General features: G+C 52.8%; 19 protein-coding genes. 4 read left to right on the top strand and 15 right to left on the bottom strand.

The features are described 5' to 3' along the window. The first annotated feature begins 18 nt into the window (after nt 1-18). On the top strand, nt 19-531 hold the full coding sequence (locus M0644_RS04200) for a DNA-3-methyladenine glycosylase (RefSeq protein ID WP_255451731.1): 513 nt from the start codon (nt 19-21) through the stop codon (nt 529-531). Here M0644_RS04200 and M0644_RS04195 read toward each other — a convergent pair. Next, nucleotides 522-2,213, bottom strand: coding sequence for a SulP family inorganic anion transporter (locus M0644_RS04195; protein WP_286626726.1), 1,692 nt, complete (start codon nt 2,211-2,213; stop codon nt 522-524). The genes M0644_RS04200 and M0644_RS04195 overlap by 10 nt on opposite strands. A gap of 284 nt (nt 2,214-2,497) precedes the next feature. Here M0644_RS04195 and M0644_RS04190 point away from each other — a divergent pair, with 284 nt between their 5' ends. Next, nucleotides 2,498-2,791, top strand: coding sequence for a DUF6825 family protein (locus M0644_RS04190; RefSeq protein WP_181494369.1), 294 nt, complete (start codon nt 2,498-2,500; stop codon nt 2,789-2,791). On the opposite strand, the gene M0644_RS04185 is transcribed toward M0644_RS04190, so the two are convergent. The 3 genes from M0644_RS04185 to M0644_RS04175 are packed head-to-tail and all read right to left on the bottom strand — an operon-like array spanning nt 2,788 to nt 4,503. After that, on the bottom strand, nt 2,788-3,543 hold the full coding sequence (locus tag M0644_RS04185; RefSeq protein ID WP_286626724.1) for a DUF429 domain-containing protein: 756 nt from the start codon (nt 3,541-3,543) through the stop codon (nt 2,788-2,790). The two genes, M0644_RS04190 and M0644_RS04185, sit on opposite strands and share 4 nt — an antisense overlap. Beyond that, nucleotides 3,524-4,288, bottom strand: a complete 765-nt coding sequence (locus tag M0644_RS04180; RefSeq protein WP_286626722.1) for an EI24 domain-containing protein — start codon at nt 4,286-4,288, stop codon at nt 3,524-3,526. The genes M0644_RS04185 and M0644_RS04180 overlap by 20 nt, the downstream gene beginning before the upstream one ends. A 38-nt stretch (nt 4,289-4,326) precedes the next feature. Further along, nucleotides 4,327-4,503, bottom strand: coding sequence for a hypothetical protein (locus M0644_RS04175; protein ID WP_190278217.1), 177 nt, complete (start codon nt 4,501-4,503; stop codon nt 4,327-4,329). A 204-nt stretch (nt 4,504-4,707) separates the two neighbouring features. On the opposite strand from M0644_RS04175, the gene M0644_RS04170 reads away from it, so the two are divergent. Beyond that, nucleotides 4,708-5,139, top strand: coding sequence for an NfeD family protein (locus M0644_RS04170; protein ID WP_190278216.1), 432 nt, complete (start codon nt 4,708-4,710; stop codon nt 5,137-5,139). Here the strand turns inward: M0644_RS04170 and M0644_RS04165 are convergent. From M0644_RS04165 to M0644_RS04155, 3 genes are read right to left on the bottom strand one after another with little or no spacing between them, the layout of a single operon-like run. Further along, on the bottom strand, nt 5,126-5,536 hold the full coding sequence (locus tag M0644_RS04165) for a ferredoxin (RefSeq protein ID WP_286626721.1): 411 nt from the start codon (nt 5,534-5,536) through the stop codon (nt 5,126-5,128). The genes M0644_RS04170 and M0644_RS04165 overlap by 14 nt on opposite strands. Before the next feature lie 24 nt (nt 5,537-5,560). Beyond that, nucleotides 5,561-5,947 carry a DUF1257 domain-containing protein gene (locus M0644_RS04160; protein ID WP_149818434.1) on the bottom strand — a complete coding sequence of 129 codons (387 nt, stop codon included), beginning with the start codon at nt 5,945-5,947 and terminating at the stop codon, nt 5,561-5,563. A gap of 20 nt (nt 5,948-5,967) precedes the next feature. Further along, nucleotides 5,968-6,177 carry a DUF2997 domain-containing protein gene (locus tag M0644_RS04155; RefSeq protein WP_190278215.1) on the bottom strand — a complete coding sequence of 70 codons (210 nt, stop codon included), beginning with the start codon at nt 6,175-6,177 and terminating at the stop codon, nt 5,968-5,970. Nucleotides 6,178-6,740: 563 nt separating this feature from the next. Between M0644_RS04155 and M0644_RS04150 the strand changes: the two genes are divergently transcribed. After that, a complete protein-coding gene (locus M0644_RS04150; RefSeq protein WP_149818430.1) occupies nt 6,741-7,436 on the top strand; it encodes a Crp/Fnr family transcriptional regulator in 696 nt (231 codons plus the stop codon). Here M0644_RS04150 and M0644_RS04145 read toward each other — a convergent pair. The 8 genes from M0644_RS04145 to M0644_RS04110 all read right to left on the bottom strand — a co-directional run bounded on the left by M0644_RS04145 (nt 7,425) and on the right by M0644_RS04110 (nt 15,661). Next, on the bottom strand, nt 7,425-7,928 hold the full coding sequence (locus M0644_RS04145) for a hypothetical protein (protein WP_286626717.1): 504 nt from the start codon (nt 7,926-7,928) through the stop codon (nt 7,425-7,427). The two genes, M0644_RS04150 and M0644_RS04145, sit on opposite strands and share 12 nt — an antisense overlap. A 2-nt stretch (nt 7,929-7,930) precedes the next feature. Continuing rightward, nucleotides 7,931-8,521 carry an HAD family hydrolase gene (locus M0644_RS04140; protein WP_286626716.1) on the bottom strand — a complete coding sequence of 197 codons (591 nt, stop codon included), beginning with the start codon at nt 8,519-8,521 and terminating at the stop codon, nt 7,931-7,933. Continuing rightward, nucleotides 8,514-9,476: a glycosyltransferase family 9 protein gene (locus tag M0644_RS04135; RefSeq protein WP_149818423.1), complete on the bottom strand. Its 963-nt coding sequence runs from the start codon at nt 9,474-9,476 to the stop codon at nt 8,514-8,516. The genes M0644_RS04140 and M0644_RS04135 overlap by 8 nt, the downstream gene beginning before the upstream one ends. Beyond that, nucleotides 9,476-9,634 carry a hypothetical protein gene (locus tag M0644_RS04130; protein WP_286626715.1) on the bottom strand — a complete coding sequence of 53 codons (159 nt, stop codon included), beginning with the start codon at nt 9,632-9,634 and terminating at the stop codon, nt 9,476-9,478. The genes M0644_RS04135 and M0644_RS04130 overlap by 1 nt, the downstream gene beginning before the upstream one ends. Before the next feature lie 105 nt (nt 9,635-9,739). Next, nucleotides 9,740-12,304: a YadA-like family protein gene (locus M0644_RS04125; RefSeq protein ID WP_286626713.1), complete on the bottom strand. Its 2,565-nt coding sequence runs from the start codon at nt 12,302-12,304 to the stop codon at nt 9,740-9,742. A 651-nt stretch (nt 12,305-12,955) separates the two neighbouring features. Beyond that, nucleotides 12,956-13,363 (bottom strand): hypothetical protein, encoded by a 408-nt coding sequence (locus M0644_RS04120; RefSeq protein WP_286626711.1) that lies wholly within the window; start codon nt 13,361-13,363, stop codon nt 12,956-12,958. Then, a complete protein-coding gene (locus tag M0644_RS04115; protein WP_190278212.1) occupies nt 13,360-14,610 on the bottom strand; it encodes a competence/damage-inducible protein A in 1,251 nt (416 codons plus the stop codon). The genes M0644_RS04120 and M0644_RS04115 overlap by 4 nt, the downstream gene beginning before the upstream one ends. A 4-nt stretch (nt 14,611-14,614) precedes the next feature. Further along, the gene (locus M0644_RS04110; protein WP_149818414.1) at nt 14,615-15,661 is read right to left on the bottom strand and encodes a glycosyltransferase family 4 protein; all 1,047 of its coding nucleotides are present in this window, start codon (nt 15,659-15,661) and stop codon (nt 14,615-14,617) included. Nucleotides 15,662-15,685 lie beyond the last annotated feature (24 nt).

Genomic DNA, 15,685 nt, shown 5'->3' with positions numbered 1-15,685 from the left:
TTGGCTCGCCCTGCCCCAGTGGTTGCCCAAGAATTACTGGGGTGTCTTCTCGTGCGACAGCAGGCCAATGGTCAACTCTACCGCGGCCGTATTGTTGAAACTGAAGCCTATATGGCCGGCGACCCCGCGTGTCATGGCTACCGTCGCCAAACGGCTCGCAACGCCCCGATGTTTGCAGCACCAGGGACAATCTATGTCTATCAAATCTATGGCATTCACCACTGCCTGAATATCGCCAGCGATCGCCCCAATTTTGCCAGTGCTGTTCTCATCCGTGCCCTTGAGATGCTCAGCCCGCCCTTGCCCCCCCGCAGTGCCGCTGGTCCGGGGAAACTGTGCCAAGTCTTGGGGATCGATCGCCAGCTTTCGGGCTTGATGCTAGGGAAAGAGAGCGGCCTCTGGTTAGAAAAGCCGCCCCAACCCCTGACAGCCCCTGTGGTACAAACCACTCGCATTGGTATTTCCCAAGGGCAGGAGATTCCGTGGCGCTGGTATGTGCAGGGCAACCCGGCGGTCTCCCGTTATTCGTAGCTGCCCGTTGTCACCTCCAGCAATTCCTCCGGTTGGTGGAGAAACTGAATGGCCTTTTCGAGGGCGTCTCGGCGATCGCTCACCACATGGTCTGCCGGCAACCGATCCAAAATACGGAAGCGTTGCAGCCGCTGTTGCACCTTATCCGCCGAACCATTCACGAGAAAAATTGCTAAACGATGCTTTTGTGCCTCCTGGATGAGTGACTCAATGGCCAAGGTTGCCGTTACCCCCAACAGGGGCACACTGCTGACATCCAGAATCAGCACCTTATAGTCCGACATGATCGCCTGCCGCTGGGAAATTGCCCAAGCGGAGCCAAAACTCATCGGACCCCCAAGGTGGAGGAGCAACAGTTGACCCTTGGCTTCGCGGAAGAGTTCTTTTTCCTCGGGGGTGAGGGGCGTTTGATCATCGGCGTGGGTAATCGCCTTCACATCCTCCGATTGCAGATCCGCCAAGCGCTTGATCGTCAGCATATTGGCAATAAAGACACCAACACCCACCGCCACAATCAAATCCACAAAGACCGTCAGCAGCATCACGCCATACATAATGAAGGCCGCCCGCAGGGACAAGAGGTGGGCACGTTTGAGAAAATTCCAGTCAATGATGTCAATCCCCACCTTGATCAGAATCCCCGCCAACACTGCATTGGGAATCGGTTCCGTCAAAGGCGCCGCCCACAGCACCACCATCAGTAGAATGACAGCGTGGATCATGCCCGATAAGCAGGTGCGTCCCCCCGCTTGAATATTTACCACTGTGCCCATCGTGGCACCGGCACCGGGCAGACCACCAAATAAGCCGGACAGTAGGTTACCAATACCTTGGCCAATCAGTTCCTTATCGGAATCGTGCTGGGTGCGGGTAATGCTATCGGCAATCACCGAGGTCAGGAGCGAATCAATACAGCCGAGCATCCCCAGCATTGCCCCGTCCACAATCATCGTTTTCAGCGCAGGCAGTGTAAACGTCGGCGGCACAAACGCTGGCAGCCCCGTGGGAATCGTGCCAATGCGGGTCAAACCGGCATCCCCAAAAAACACCATTGACAAAATCGTGCCTAAAACTAGGGCGAGAAGCTGTGGCGGCACAATTCGCCGAATTTTCTGGGGCGTGAAATAAATGAGTCCGAGGGTGAACAAGCCCAAGGTAAGGGCAGCCGAGTTCAGGGTTTGAATCCACTCTGGCAAGTTTTGCACTGCCCCCAAGACCCCCCCTTTACTGCTGTGCCCCAACAGCGGACCAATTTGCAGCAGGATCATGATCAGGCCAATTCCCGACATAAAGCCAGAAATCACGGTGTAGGGCATGAGGGTGATGTATTTACCCAACCGCAACAGACCAAAGAGGATTTGAAAACCGCCCGCCAGCATTACCACCGTAAAAGCCATGTATAACCCCTGTTCGGGATATTCACTGGTCAGGCGGGTGATCACTGCCGTCATCACGACGGTCATCGGCCCTGTCGGATTGGAAATGAGTGTTGGTGTGCCCCCAAAGAGAGCCGCAAAAAAGCCAAGAAAGACGACGCAGTACAGTCCCGCCGTTGCACCAGCCCCAGAGGTGACCCCAAAGGCCAAGGCCATCGGCAAGGCGACAATGGCGGCAGTCAGCCCACCAAAGAGATCGCCGCGCCAATCGCGAAAGTGAACTCGATTAACTAAATTTGTTAGCATTTCTGCCCCTTTTGGCGAATCTAGAGAGGGTGTCATAGCGAAATCGCTGTTAAGAGCACTCCCTATGGGAGCATCCTCATAACTTGTAGCTATGGTAAGAAAATATTTAATTGATATAATTCTATGCTTTAGCGGAGACAATTGGTCTAGGGAGAACGTCAAAGAATTTCTTATCTGTTCTATAGGAAAAAGCTGGAGAAGGGGGAGAGAGCGAGATCTGTTTACTGTAAAACTTTGTTACACTCGTGGATTGAGAGACACAACTGATGAGGAATACAGCTCCTATGAGTCAATCGCCGCTGGATGCCTTCTTCCTTGGTCGGGCAACCGCAACGCTCCTGCGTGATCAGGCGCAGCATCTATTTGTAGAATTCCTGAGTCAACTGGGGCGATTTGATGCCGAACAGCAGCAGCGGCTCCATCAATTCATGGAAGAGGTGCAAGCTCGTGCCCGTCAAGAGGCAGAAATGGTGGTGCCTCGGAGTGGGGTGGATTGGCAAGCCCTCATTGATGATTTGCGGGCGGAAATTGCTGCTCTACGCACGGAACTGCAACGCTACCGCAATCGCGAAAGCTAGGCACGCGGAACAACAATATAGCCAGTTTTTAAGTAGGCATCGGTTGATGCTGGCTCTGGGGAAAAAGACTCACCACCCAAAACCCAGTGGCGATCGCGCCCCCAATACCACCAATAGGCTGCCGTGTAGGCACAGAGAACGGCATCGAGTTGATCCTCAAGAGCCTTGAGGTCTCGCCCGTTGCTGGGGATTTCGATAGTTAGTTCTAGTGCTAAGGGTGGCTCACAGTGGGGAAGCTGGGTGGCCATTAAATCCCTAAGCTTGGCTAACCCTTTGGCTCGTTCTGCAAGGCGGCCTTTTTTGTATTTAATGATTTGGTCAAGCTGAAAGAGGGCGATCGCCGTGGCATGGGGGAAGACTTCAATTTGAAATCGCCCGCGTTCTTGGGGGGCGATCGTAGGTCCATGGCGAAACCCCCGTTGGCTAAGGGCTTGACTAAAACCCGTGGTGTGCTGCGCAAAGGGGGACTGCTGATTCGCAGGATAGCAGCCGGCATGATACCGCCCAAGGACTTGATGGGCTTGGCGATCGCAGGTACGCATTCCCCGCGAATTGGGAATAATTAGGGGGGCATCCACCGCCACCATGGCTGCTTGCGCAGAGGGTGCATCGCGATCAATCCATGCCAAAAGTTCATCCGTATCACGGGAGCGAGCCAGACACACTATCTCTAGATGCTGAGCCTGCCACTGCAAACAGCAGTACCCTGATGCCCCCCCTTTCCAAGCCAGATCAACGCCGAGAAACCGCATTCGCTGCCATCAACTGTTGTTGCGGTGGATGATCTTGAATCAGTAAAGCAGCAGCCACAACTCCCACGGGTGGTACGAGCACCAAACCGACGAAGGGGATCAGCAGCCCCAAAAACTGCGCCAAACCAAGGCCATAGATTTGGGGCGTATAGGCACGGGTCAAGAGCTTGCGCTCTCTCAAAGAGGTGCTGTGTTTTTCAAGGAGGTAATCAAAGCTGCCTCGCCCTAGGAAGAAACTGTTGACGATCGCCATCACGATAGGTTGCAGCGGCCCCGTTAGAAATGAAAGTAGCAGGAAGATCACCTGCAACACTGCATCCCGCAGCGCAAACCAACCACCGATAATGGCGTTCAATAGATCGCGCCGCCACCCCACCTCAATCGTTTGTCCCGTGGTAATTTTTTCAACACGGTTGAGCAGTGGACCAAGGAAAGGAATCACCACAAGGGGAATCAGCGTTTGATAGCCAATTAGGGCCAAAAAGACAGCAATGAGGGTTGCCAAAATATCAATGAACCCTTGGTAGAGCCACTGCCATTCCCCACCCACAAACCAATCATCACCAATGACTTGAACAGCCCAGAAAGCAGCAATGATAAGCGTTACCCCCAGAACGAGGCTCAAGCAGGCAGGTAACAATAGATAGCCCCAAAGACGATAACGGGCGATAAAAAAAAGACCACGACCAAAGGCAAAGAAACCCGCCTGAAACCGCTGTCCTGCTGACCAAAGCTGCTTGATCACTCAATTGTTCTTCTAGAAGCCCCTAGGAAAATCCTAGCCTATCCACGGCGGGGCGGTGTTCCTTCATCATCCGGCGGCGGCGCATCGGCAACAAAATCAGGGGTATTGACCTGTTCAGCACGGGAAACTGGCGTTGCTGTCGGTCGCCATAGCCAACTGGTCAACAGTCCAAGGGTGAGAAGTCCCACCAGGAGGGGAATGAATAGATCCGTCATCGTTGTTCGCCTCATTGAAGTCATTATTGTACAGAATCGGAGGAATCTCTCTTGAGTGCTGGCTCTCTTGACGCAGTGGGACTCTTGTAAGTTCCAGTGCAACTCTTTCGCAAGAATTGAACACACTCAAAACGGTTAAACCTGCTCGCTGTAGCCGCAGAGTTTGAGCTATCGTTGAAGTGGCTGCCTTGGGTGATAAGAGCAATGCCCCTGTCTCCCTTTTGGATTTGGTTAATTGTTGCCATCATTCTTTTTGTGATGGAGCTTGTTTTGCCGACGGCTTTTATGGAAGCCACTCTCGGCCTCAGCGCCCTGATTGTTGCCTTTCTCTCGTTTCTGATTCCCAGCTTTTCAATACAGATTCTCCTCTGGATGGTGCTCTCTGTTGTGGTGGTCTTTCTCCTGCGGCGGTATCAACCAAAGCGAGTTCCCCCCGTACTCAAGGAAGCCGCCGAGGCGGAAACACTTACGAAAATCCCCGCTGGCGAGACGGGGCGAGTGCTGTACGAAGGGATCTCTTGGCAAGCTCGCTGTGATGATCCCCGCTTGGCCATTCCCGAGCATCAGCGGGTGATTATCATTGGCCGTCAGGGAACGACGCTGATTGTGATGCCCGAGGATGCTATTCAGTCCTAGGGGGCGATCGCCGTTTCTTGCGGTGCGTGGTGGCTGGATCAATGGGAAAACCGGCAAGGGGAACCACCTGCTCAAGGCGTTCTTTCTCAAGCCGTTTTAATTCCGTGTAATCTACCCAGTGGATACAGTCAACGGGACAGGTATCAATGGCTTCTTGAATCAGTTCGAGGGGGTCACCATCTTGGCGTACAACCCGCGATCGCCCGTAGTTCGGCTCAATGTAGAAAGTATTACGAGCCACATGGGCACAGTGTTTGCAGCCAATACAGGTAATTTCATCGACATAGACACCGCGTTGGCGATGGGTTCCTCCGAGTTCAGGTTCGTAGCCGCTGCGAGGTTTACTTTGGCGCAGTTGGCCGCCAAGCTCTGGTTCTAAGCCAAGGGGCTGACCCATCTGCCTATCCATTATTTTGACCGGCTAGGAACGCCAGCGTTGCAATACGAGCTTGACACTCCCATCGGCCTGCTGTTCTGTGGCCTGCACTTGAAAGCCCTGTTCAGTAGCGGATTGCAACACCGCATGGTAGGCATAGCGCTGAGTGACTTTATTCAAGAAGCGATCCACTGACCATGCCTGCTGCCAAAACTCCAAATCCGCCACTAGCTCATACTCAGTGCCATTCCAGCGAAAGCCAATGTCATAGCCATTATCTTGGGGAACAACGACTTGGGCCGTTTGGGTTTGACCGCGAAAGCCGCGCACTTCTTGGCAGCCAGATTGCCATGGTAGGCCCAAGTCCGTTAGGGCAGCCTGTAGGGCGGGTAAACTGCGAATTTGGGTTTTGATTTGGCTGAAGTGCGACATGGATCACCAATCCTCAACGATTACCACTGGGAGGGGACAGATTGAACAACCAATTGATTTTCTTCCTCTTGGGGAGCGTAGTATTCTGCGGTGGGCTGTTGGCTAATGACACACCCGAGTTGCGCTTCAATGGCAGCAGTCACCTCAGCACAGGATGCCCCAGAAATGCCCGTCACTGTTTCAACGACACGGCCATCGGGATAAATCACAAATTCAAGGGTTTCTAGCATTGGCACAACCTACCCACTCGCAGCTATGACTAACCGCTCACGAGGATAAAATTCAAGTCCTAACCTATGGAACTCATTGTGACGAAGGCTAACCAAAGGAGTCAAGGTCTTTAATAAACTTTACACTCCGCAGCAGTTTCCCCCGGATGCCTGAAGACCTGAAGAATCAGTCATCTATAGAGCCAAGTCTGCGTCGAGAATTGATAAGAGATATGTAGATTGCTTTTCTTGGACGGGACGGCGGCCTCAGGGCGATCGCGACCTCACTCAATCCCTCTGGAAAAGGCGGTATGATATTCAGAAATTCGTTTCGCCTTAAACCCTCAGAAAACCATAAAAAACGATAAAACAGTTATTCTGAGACAGGTAGGCGTGTACAAAGAGCGTCTTGGGAGTCAGATCAACGACAATATTGTCAGTATCAAGGTAGCCTTTTCTAACGTTACAGATACATTGATTGTGATGATGGATAGCAATGGTAAGATCACAGGTATTGATTTCCCTGCAGCGCCTGATGACCTGTCTGCTCAGCCTCTGCTTTCGCCCTCTCGGCCTTGACCTTTATGCAAGAACGGCGTAGTTCTCCTGCACCTGAATTATCTTTACAAAATACGCCCTTTTTTCGCGACTTACCCCAGGCAGTGGTGGAGAAAGCCCTAGCCCATGTAGTGACACGTCAGCATCCCGCCAACCGAGTCATCTTGCTGGAGAATGATTGGGGCACATCGGTTTACTTTATCCTCAGTGGCTGGGTCAAAATTCGCACCTACAACATTGATGGCAAAGAAGTCACCCTGAATATCCTCGGGCCCGGCGAACTCTTTGGCGAAATGGCCCCCCTAGAGGAAGTGCCCCGCTCAACGGATGTGATTACCCTAACACCGACAGTTGTGGCCAATATGCCCGCGACGGATTTTGTCAATCTTGTCAATACGGAACCTCAAGCGGGCATACGCCTCGCCAAGTTGATGGCACGACGGCTTCGGCAACTGAATCGGCGGCTGCGGCTGCGGGAATCGGATAGTACGTCAAGGGTGGCCGATATTCTGCTGTTTTTGGCGGATGGTCAAGGGCGACAGGGAGCCGATGGCCTAGAAATTCCCAATCTACCCCACCGTGAATTAAGTAGTCTCAGTGGCATGGCGCGGGAAACGGTGACACGGGTGCTTGGGAAACTGGAGCGCAAGGGCATTATTCGCCGCAATCAAGAGAGCTTGTGCATTACGAATCTACGTGCCTTAGAAAGTTTACTCCTTTAGGACTAAGAACAATAATGATTGCCCTGAAGAGGATGGCAGCAAGTAATGCCCAATGCTCCAGCCAATGAACACTCCTAAAATTGCCATTTGAATCAGCACTAGCATAATTTGCCAGTTCTGGTAGCCAGCGGCTTTCATTTCAATGCGCACGAGAATTTCGGTGCCAATGAGAATGGCAATCACACTAAAGACATGAAAGGCAATAATGGCAAGGGTGACAGCGGTACTCAGCACTAGTACTGTAAAGAGACTGGGGGTGCCCACGCGCATAATTAAGCTACTAAAGATACTTTTAGGGTTGCTCTGGCGCGATCGCAACAGGCTAGAGGTGCCACCCACGACAAACACTGTCAGAATTGCTGCCAAAAAAGAGGCATAGGCTGACCACATCCAAGGATAGGCAGACAAATACCAGCCCACGAGGACGTAGCCCAGAACCACCAGCAACAGTAGAGCAAGGGGAAACTTGGTATAGTCTGGCGATGCGCTCATCGCTAACGAGGTGCAAGGTGCGTACAAATCCACTCTACGGCAGCGGCTAAATCTGCTGCAATGTAATCGGGTCGACTGGCGTGCTGGTAACTCCCCTCAAGAACGCGATCGCCAAAGCCGGTTTGTACTAAAATCCCATAGCAGCCGGCATTCCGCGCCAGATCAATATCGGTGGCTTTGTCCCCCACCATGACACTGCGGCTGAGATCTAAATCATGATCCCAAGCGGCCGCTACGAGCATTCCTGTATTGGGTTTGCGCCATGTTGTCCAACCCGCATAGTCGGCAACCACTCCCCCTTCAGGACGGCTGAGATCAGGACAGAAATAAACCGCATCCAACACCGCACCAGCACTGGCGGCTAGCAACTCCTGAAGTCTGTGGTGCAGGGCATAGACATGCTCAATGCTGTAATAATCCCGCGCCGGACCCGACTGATTGGAAGCTAAACAGCAAAACCACCCCGCATCATTGAGCCGTCGCACTGCCTGAGCCACACCGGGGATGAGCTGTAAGTCCTCAAGGCGGTGAATATAGCCCACCTCTTGGTTCAGTACGCCATCGCGATCGAGAAAGACAGCCGGTCTAGCCATGGCGAGCCGCCTCAATCACGGCTGAGACGGGAATATCGGCCATGTTGCCAGTAGGGGATTTAACGGCTCGAAAGCGCGGATCGTTGGGCAGGAGTTTGGCAGGATCCGTAGGGCCAAAAAGCGCCACAAGGGGAGTCCCCACCGCCACGCCAATGTGCATCGGGCCACTGTCGGTACAGAGAATCTGTTGTGCCTGTTGCATTAAAGCCGCAAGTTTACGCAGATCAGGGGGATGGCTAATTGCAAGGTTGGTGAGAGTTTGTGTCAGGGCACCCACCCATGCCTGATCCTCAGGGCCACAGACCACAATGAAGGGCAGGTGCGGCTCCTGCTGTTGCAGCGCCTGGATGACTTCAGCCCAAGCAGTGGGGGGGTAAATTTTGTTAATCCCCTTTGTGAGGGCCATTTGACTAGAGCCGCCGTGCAAAAGGCGATAAGCACCAGAAATGCCTAGGCGTTGCCGCTCTGCAGTTGCCCATTGCCTATCTTCTTCGGCAATCACTGCCTTGGGTAGGGGACAAGGGGTAGTAATGCCAAAGGCCTTGAGCAAATCGTGGTAGGTGGCGGCGCTGTATTGATCAAGGTTGACAGGTACCGCATCGGTGAGAAACCCCAAGGGATTGAGCTTCGCAAAGCCCACGCGCTTGGGAATCCCCGTCAGCCACAGCAAAAAGCGCACCGCCTTACTGCGCCCCAAGGAGAGAATGGCGTCGTACTCCCCATCCCGCAACATACCAATCAGGTTTACCCAGTCAGCCAAGGCATTGCGGTCTTTGAAGTCAAAGGGAATCACTTGGTGGACTGTAGAACTCAGTTGGTAGGCAGCAACCGCACGGGGTTCAACAACCACATCAATTTGACTATTCGGAAAGTGGGTTTTGAGGTCGTCGAGGGTAGGAAAAAACAAAATTTGATCCCCAATACCCCCTGGCACCAGCGCCACAATATTTTTCATCAGCGACCTCCAACAGCAAAAAGCCTTGAATCCAAAGCCCCATAAAAGCCACTGCGTTTCCAGAAGAAGACCACTTTGCAGGGCTTGATCCAAGACTGAGCCATTGCTGGCTGATTCAGCATAAATGGTGGATTCTGGTTGACCACAGACACATCCATAGGGCTAGATTCCTTGGGCAGTATTGAGGAGGCTTAGCTTCAATTTTAAAGGCTAGCGTCTTTTCCCAAATGTGGACATCAAAGCCCCCCTAGTTCCCTGTTGTTCTAAAAACGGGCGCCGATACCAATGCGTGCTAAGGGATAGCCTGCACTAGAAAAACTTGCCCCTGCATCAATAATCACCGGTCCGATTTGGTGGGCTATAGCCATCCCGGCTGCACTGTATCCACCGTAGGTTGCAAATCCCACATTAAATGTGGTTTGACCAGAACGTGCCGGCACAATCGGCATGAGTGCTGCTGCCGAGGCAATGCCCGCAAAAGCCTCTCCCCGTAATTGATTGATTTGAGCATCGGTGTAGGCATTCGCTGCTCCCAAGGCCACTGCTCCCATGCCGTCAACATAGGCTTTATTGACAGCATCCGTTGGATTGATGGGGGTGGCCACATTGGTAATGCGGCGTTCTGCTCCTGGGGCGCCCACAGAAACCGTGTTGGGAGCTGTTGTTACAGAGCCAGCGCCAATGGCCACACTGTTGGGATGGATGGCCTGTGCCGATGGGCCAAAGGCAATGGCATTATTGGCACCCGTCGTTGAATTGTTGCCAATGGCAATACTATTAGCACCCCCAGGGTTAGCAGCATTTCCCAAAGCAATGTTACCGCACGTTACTGTTGCGTTAGTGATTGAACAAATTCCAGTAGCAAACAGTTGGTTGATGAGGGCAGAGAGCTGACTGCCATTGATTGCATCCGTACTCGTTGGTGCAATGATGCCAGGCGCAACATTGACAACCTTGCGTTCAGCACCGGGGGCACCAACAGACACAACATTGGCCTGTGTTGTTACAGAGTTTGCCCCAATGGCCACACTGTTGGCATGTTGAACTGTGGCACCTCTACCAATGGCCACACCATCAGTAGCACCACCCACGACTTGGGCAGTCTGACCAATTGCAATACTATCAGCCGGGTTTGCAGTACTTTGGTGGCCAATGGCAATACTACGAGCCCCCAGCGCTTGGTTGCCAGAGCCTACAGCGGTGGCGTTTGCTGCATTTGCTTGGTTCAAAAACCCCATTGCGGTGCTGTCAGCTCCTTGGGCTAGGTTCTGCCTCCCCACAGCGGTGGCATTGTTTTGGGTGGCTTGGTTGCCCGAACCCATTGCGGTGCTGTCAAGCCCTTGGGCTAGGTTCTGCATCCCCACAGCTGTAGTGTTGTCTGCATTGGCTTGGTTCACAAACCCCATTGCGGTGCTTCTATCTCCTTGGGCAGTGTTTGCAAAGCCAACCGCGCTGCTCTGAACTCCTTGGGCGGTGTTTTCAAAGCCAACTGCGCTGCTGGCATCTCCCAAGGCGTCGTTATCATACCCCATTGCGGTGCTTCTAGTTCCTTGGGCAGTGTTTGTAAAGCCAACCGCGCTGCTCTGAAATCCTTGGGCTTGGTTACCAGAGCCTACGGCGGTGGCGTCCTGTTGAGTGGCAAAGTTCTGTCTACCCACGGCGGTGGCATTTGCTTGGGTGGCTTGGTTGCCTGAACCCATTGCGGTGCTGTCAGACCCTTGGGCAGTGTTTGTAAAGCCAACCGCGCTGCTTTGAACTCCTTGGGCTTGGTTGCCTGAACCCATTGCGGTGCTGTCAAGCCCTTGGGCTTGGTTACCAGAGCCTACGGCGGTGGCGTTTACTGCATTGGCTTGGTTCACAAACCCCACAGCTGTGGTGTTGTCTGCATTGGCTTGGTTCACAAACCCCATTGCGGTGCTATTAGCTCCTTGTGCGGTGTTTGCAAAGCCAACCGCGCTGCTCTGAACTCCTTGTGCAGTGTTTGCAAAGCCAACTGCGCTGCTGTCATTTCCCAGAGCTCGGTTCACAAACCCCACAGCGGTACTGTTGTCGCCAGGGGTCAGGTAGGTGTTGCTAGTGCCATCATAATTATTCTGCATCCCCACAGCGGTGGCATTTGCTGCATTCGCTGAATTCTGCATCCCCATCGCGGTGGCATTTACTGCATTGGCTTGGTTCACAAACCCCACAGCTGTAGTGTTGTCTGCGTTGGCTTGGTTCACAAACCCCATTGCGGTGCTATTAGCTCCTTGTGCAGTGTTTGCAAAGCCAACCGCGCTGCTCTGAACTCCTTGTGCAGTGTTTGCAAAGCCAACCGCACTGCTGTCATTTCCCAGAGCTTGGTTCGCAAACCCCATTGCGGTGCTATTAGCTCCTTGTGCGGTGTTCACAAACCCCACAGCTGTAGTGTTGTCTGCATTGGCTTGGTTCACAAACCCCATTGCGGTGCTTCTATCTCCTTGGGCTCGGTTCTGCATCCCCACAGCGGTACTGTTTTCGCCAGGGGTCAGGTAGGTGTTGGTGGTGCCAATATAATTATTCTGCATCCCCACGGCGGTGGCATTTACTGCATTCGCTGAATTCTGCATCCCCACAGCAGTGTTGTTATCACCCTCGGCTCGGTTCTGCATGCCAATGGCGGTGTTGTTACTGCCAGTTGTATTCGTAGTGCCATCAGCAACGTTTTGATAACCGACTGCGGTATTGTTATTGCGAGCTGCGTTGGCAAAAGGACCTGATCCACTGGGTGTTCCAGTTGTGCCGACTTGATTTTGTGCTCCTAGGGCAGTGTTATTGTTGCCTTTGGCTTGATCTTCTGGAATTGACAAATTCAAATTACCGTCATTGTTGCCAATTGTGTTGTTAGAGCCAAAGGCATGATTTTGAGAATTAACGGTGTTGATCCTGTTGTTAGTACCAACAGCGGTGTTTGTGGTATTTATGTTTGACCCAAGGTTATTGTTGCTACCGATCGCATGATTGGCGACAGTGCCACCATTTACTGTGTTGCTAATACCAACAGCAATAGACCGTTGCAAGGCAGGGAGTAAATTGTTATTTGCGCCACAAATTAGGTTGTCGTTCGCTCCACCACCGGTAGAATTGAAGGAACCACTAGGATTCCCACAGTCTAGAGTTTGAGACAATGCAGGTGTGGTGACCAGAATAATGTGCACTGTTGTGCTAACAACACAAGCCAAAACGGGGTGTAGTCTTTTGCACATGAGGATAGGCCTCCCAAGGTTAAGGTGTAAATACAACAGTCAAGTGCTTTGTAGAATTTTGCACTTTCCTATGGGCTACTCTTTCCTTAAACCCAAAAAGACACAAGTCCTACAGTCGCTAAAAAAGCGAAGGAAAACCTTGCCTTTTTGGTATCCCCCGTTAGCTCACTATTTAAGTAACTCTAGTCAGACTTCGCTTAATTGTCAAGCTTAGTCAAGCACAATTTAGATTTTTTTCGTTTTTAATCAACCTCATCAGTTCCTGATCGCCCGTTGCAGGCGATCGCGCCATGCCAAGGCAAGGGTGAATTCTGTAAAAGGAATGCGATAACAGTCTCCTGTAAAGGTTTCTAGCACCAGTTGAATTGCTCCTTTAGAATGAGTAGTTTGTGTGTCAATTCGTTGACCGTTACACTCAATCCAAATGTTTTGAATAGTTGATAATTCACAAGTTTGCAAATGAATAATGCCCTGTTGGGTAGGGCGTCCCCACGTCAAGCGATCGCCCTGTTGACCGAGGACAGCGGCAATGTCATATTTACTGGTTTCAAAATTTTTTGCCCACTGGCGATAGTGTTCCACCTTCCGGTACTCGACCCAGCCCAACCGTGCCAGCACGATAAAAATAGCCAATAGGGGTAACCAGAGCAGACCGTGACTCATCGATTCACCAATAACTGCCGCCGCAAGACATCGAGGGCATTCATAGCACTGAGATGCCGCACCCAATCCCGTCCCCGTTGACCACTAAAGCGAAATTCACGGGTCATGACCTCGCCATTGGGCAGTGCCACGCCAATATACACCAATCCCACTGGCTTACTGAGCGTCGCGCCGCCGGGGCCAGCAATCCCGGTAATACTGACGCCCCAGTCACTGCCTAAACGCGTTTTCACGCCTAAAGCCATCTGGGCAGCCACCACGGCACTCACGGCACCTTCTTGCTCTAAGTCCTCAGGATTGACCCCCAGTAGAGTTACCTTGACATCATTGGCGTAGGCAATTACGCCCCCCTTAAACGAGAGGGAACTCCCCGGCAAACGGGTTAGCATCTCCCCAAGGCCACCGCCGGTGCAGGACTCTGCCACTGCCACTGTTTGCTGTCGTTCCTGAAGCAGCCGCGCTACCGCACTGGCAAGGGTATCCTCATCCGCACCGTAGCAATCTAGGCCGACAATTTGGCGGATTTCTGCTTCAACGGGTTGAATCAATTGCTGGGCTTCTGCTTCGTCCTTGGCACGGACGGTAATGCGGAGGCGGGTTTCCCCATTGCTGGCATAGGGCGCCACCGTGGGATGCTCACGGGCAATTTGGGCAGCCACTTTTTCCGCAAGTACCGATTCAGGGATGCCCCAGAAACGCAGCACACGGCTGTAAATCACCTCTTTTCCCCAGCCCTGGGAGCGCAAAAAGGGCACCGCAGTTTCTTGCCACATCTGCTTCATTTCGGCGGGAACACCGGGAAAGGTGAGAATTGTCAGACCCGTGCGCGGCTGCCAAATCATACCGGGGGCACTGCCAATCGGGTTGGGCAAAATCTGGGCGCCCGCAGGCAGGAGCGCCTGTTTACGGTTACTGGGACTAAAGCCGCCGCGATGGGCATACTTGCGTTCTAGGTCAGTAATAATTTCCGGGCGTTCTTCAAGGGGGGCTTGAAAGAAATCCGCTAGGGTTTCCGTTGTCAGGTCATCGGGCGTGGGGCCAAGGCCACCCGTGAAAATCAATAGGCGGGCGCGATCGCAGGCAATAGCGACGACTTTCTTAATCCGCGTGGGATTGTCGCCAACGACAGTTTGGTAATAGTGGGGAATACCCAAGCTCGCCAGTTGTTGCGCTAAAAACTGGGCATTGCTGTTGAGAATTTCCCCCAGCAGCAATTCTGTGCCCACGCAAATAATCTCTGCGCTCATTGTTTCAGTCATCTTCGTTGTTGCGCACCCGTTCCCATACATACCAAGCGGCAAAGCCCATCAAAAGGGAGGCAGCCACGGCATAGCCCCATCCCCCCGGCAAACCAGCCAAGGCCAAGGCCAGACTCCCCACCCATAGCGTTAGGCAATAGATAAACAGCACCGTCATCCGCTGAGAAAGACCAGCCTTGAGCAAGCGATGGTGCAGATGACCCTTATCGGGGGCAAAGGGAGACTGCCCTTTCAGGAGGCGGTTAAAAACAACGGTTGAGGTGTCCACAATAGGCACAGCCAGAATCAATAGGGGCAGCAAAATTGCCACCGCTGTGTAAGCCTTCACAAGGCCAATCACCCCCAAGCCAGCAAGGGTAAAGCCCATGAAGTAGGCACCACCATCGCCCATGAAAATTTGGGCAGGATTGAAGTTATAGCGTAGAAACCCCAAGGCACCTCCTGCCAAGGCAGCTGCCAATAGTCCTGCCTCCGGCTCCCCCATCAGCATACAGACAAACAGCATTGCTGAGGCAGCAATCCCCGACACCCCTGCTGCTAGCCCATCTACCCCATCAATGAAGTTAATGGCATTGGCAATGCCCACTAGCCACACTGTGGTCAGGGGCAAACTGAGCCAGCCGAGGTCAACAGTTCCCACCAAAGGCACTGTGATAATGCGAATTTTGACCCCCACCGCCCAGACAATACCCGCCACCAGAAATTGCAGGACAAGGCGTAGAAGCGCTGGTAAAGTCAGCAGATCATCCGCTAGGCCAATGAGGAAAAAGGCCACCCCGCCAAGAGTGACCCCCCAAATTTCATACTCCGCTGGCTGGGGTAAAACACCAAATCCGCCGGCATTCCAGACAATCAGCAGTGCCACCAGATTACCAAGAAAAATGGAGACGCCACCGAGGCGCACCATTGGGCGGGTGTGAATTTTGCGTTCATTAGGTCTATCCACAAACCCTGCCTTCTGGCCAAAGTCATTGACAATGGGGGTGACCAACAGAACAACGGCAATGGCAGCAAGGAAGGCAATCAGGTGGTACAGCATCTGATTAGACCATTGGCAGGATTC

It is taken from the genome of Thermosynechococcus sp. B1 (assembly GCF_030322985.1).
Taxonomy (GTDB): domain Bacteria; phylum Cyanobacteriota; class Cyanobacteriia; order Thermosynechococcales; family Thermosynechococcaceae; genus Thermosynechococcus.
This window is presented reverse-complemented; position numbering and strand designations above follow the sequence as displayed.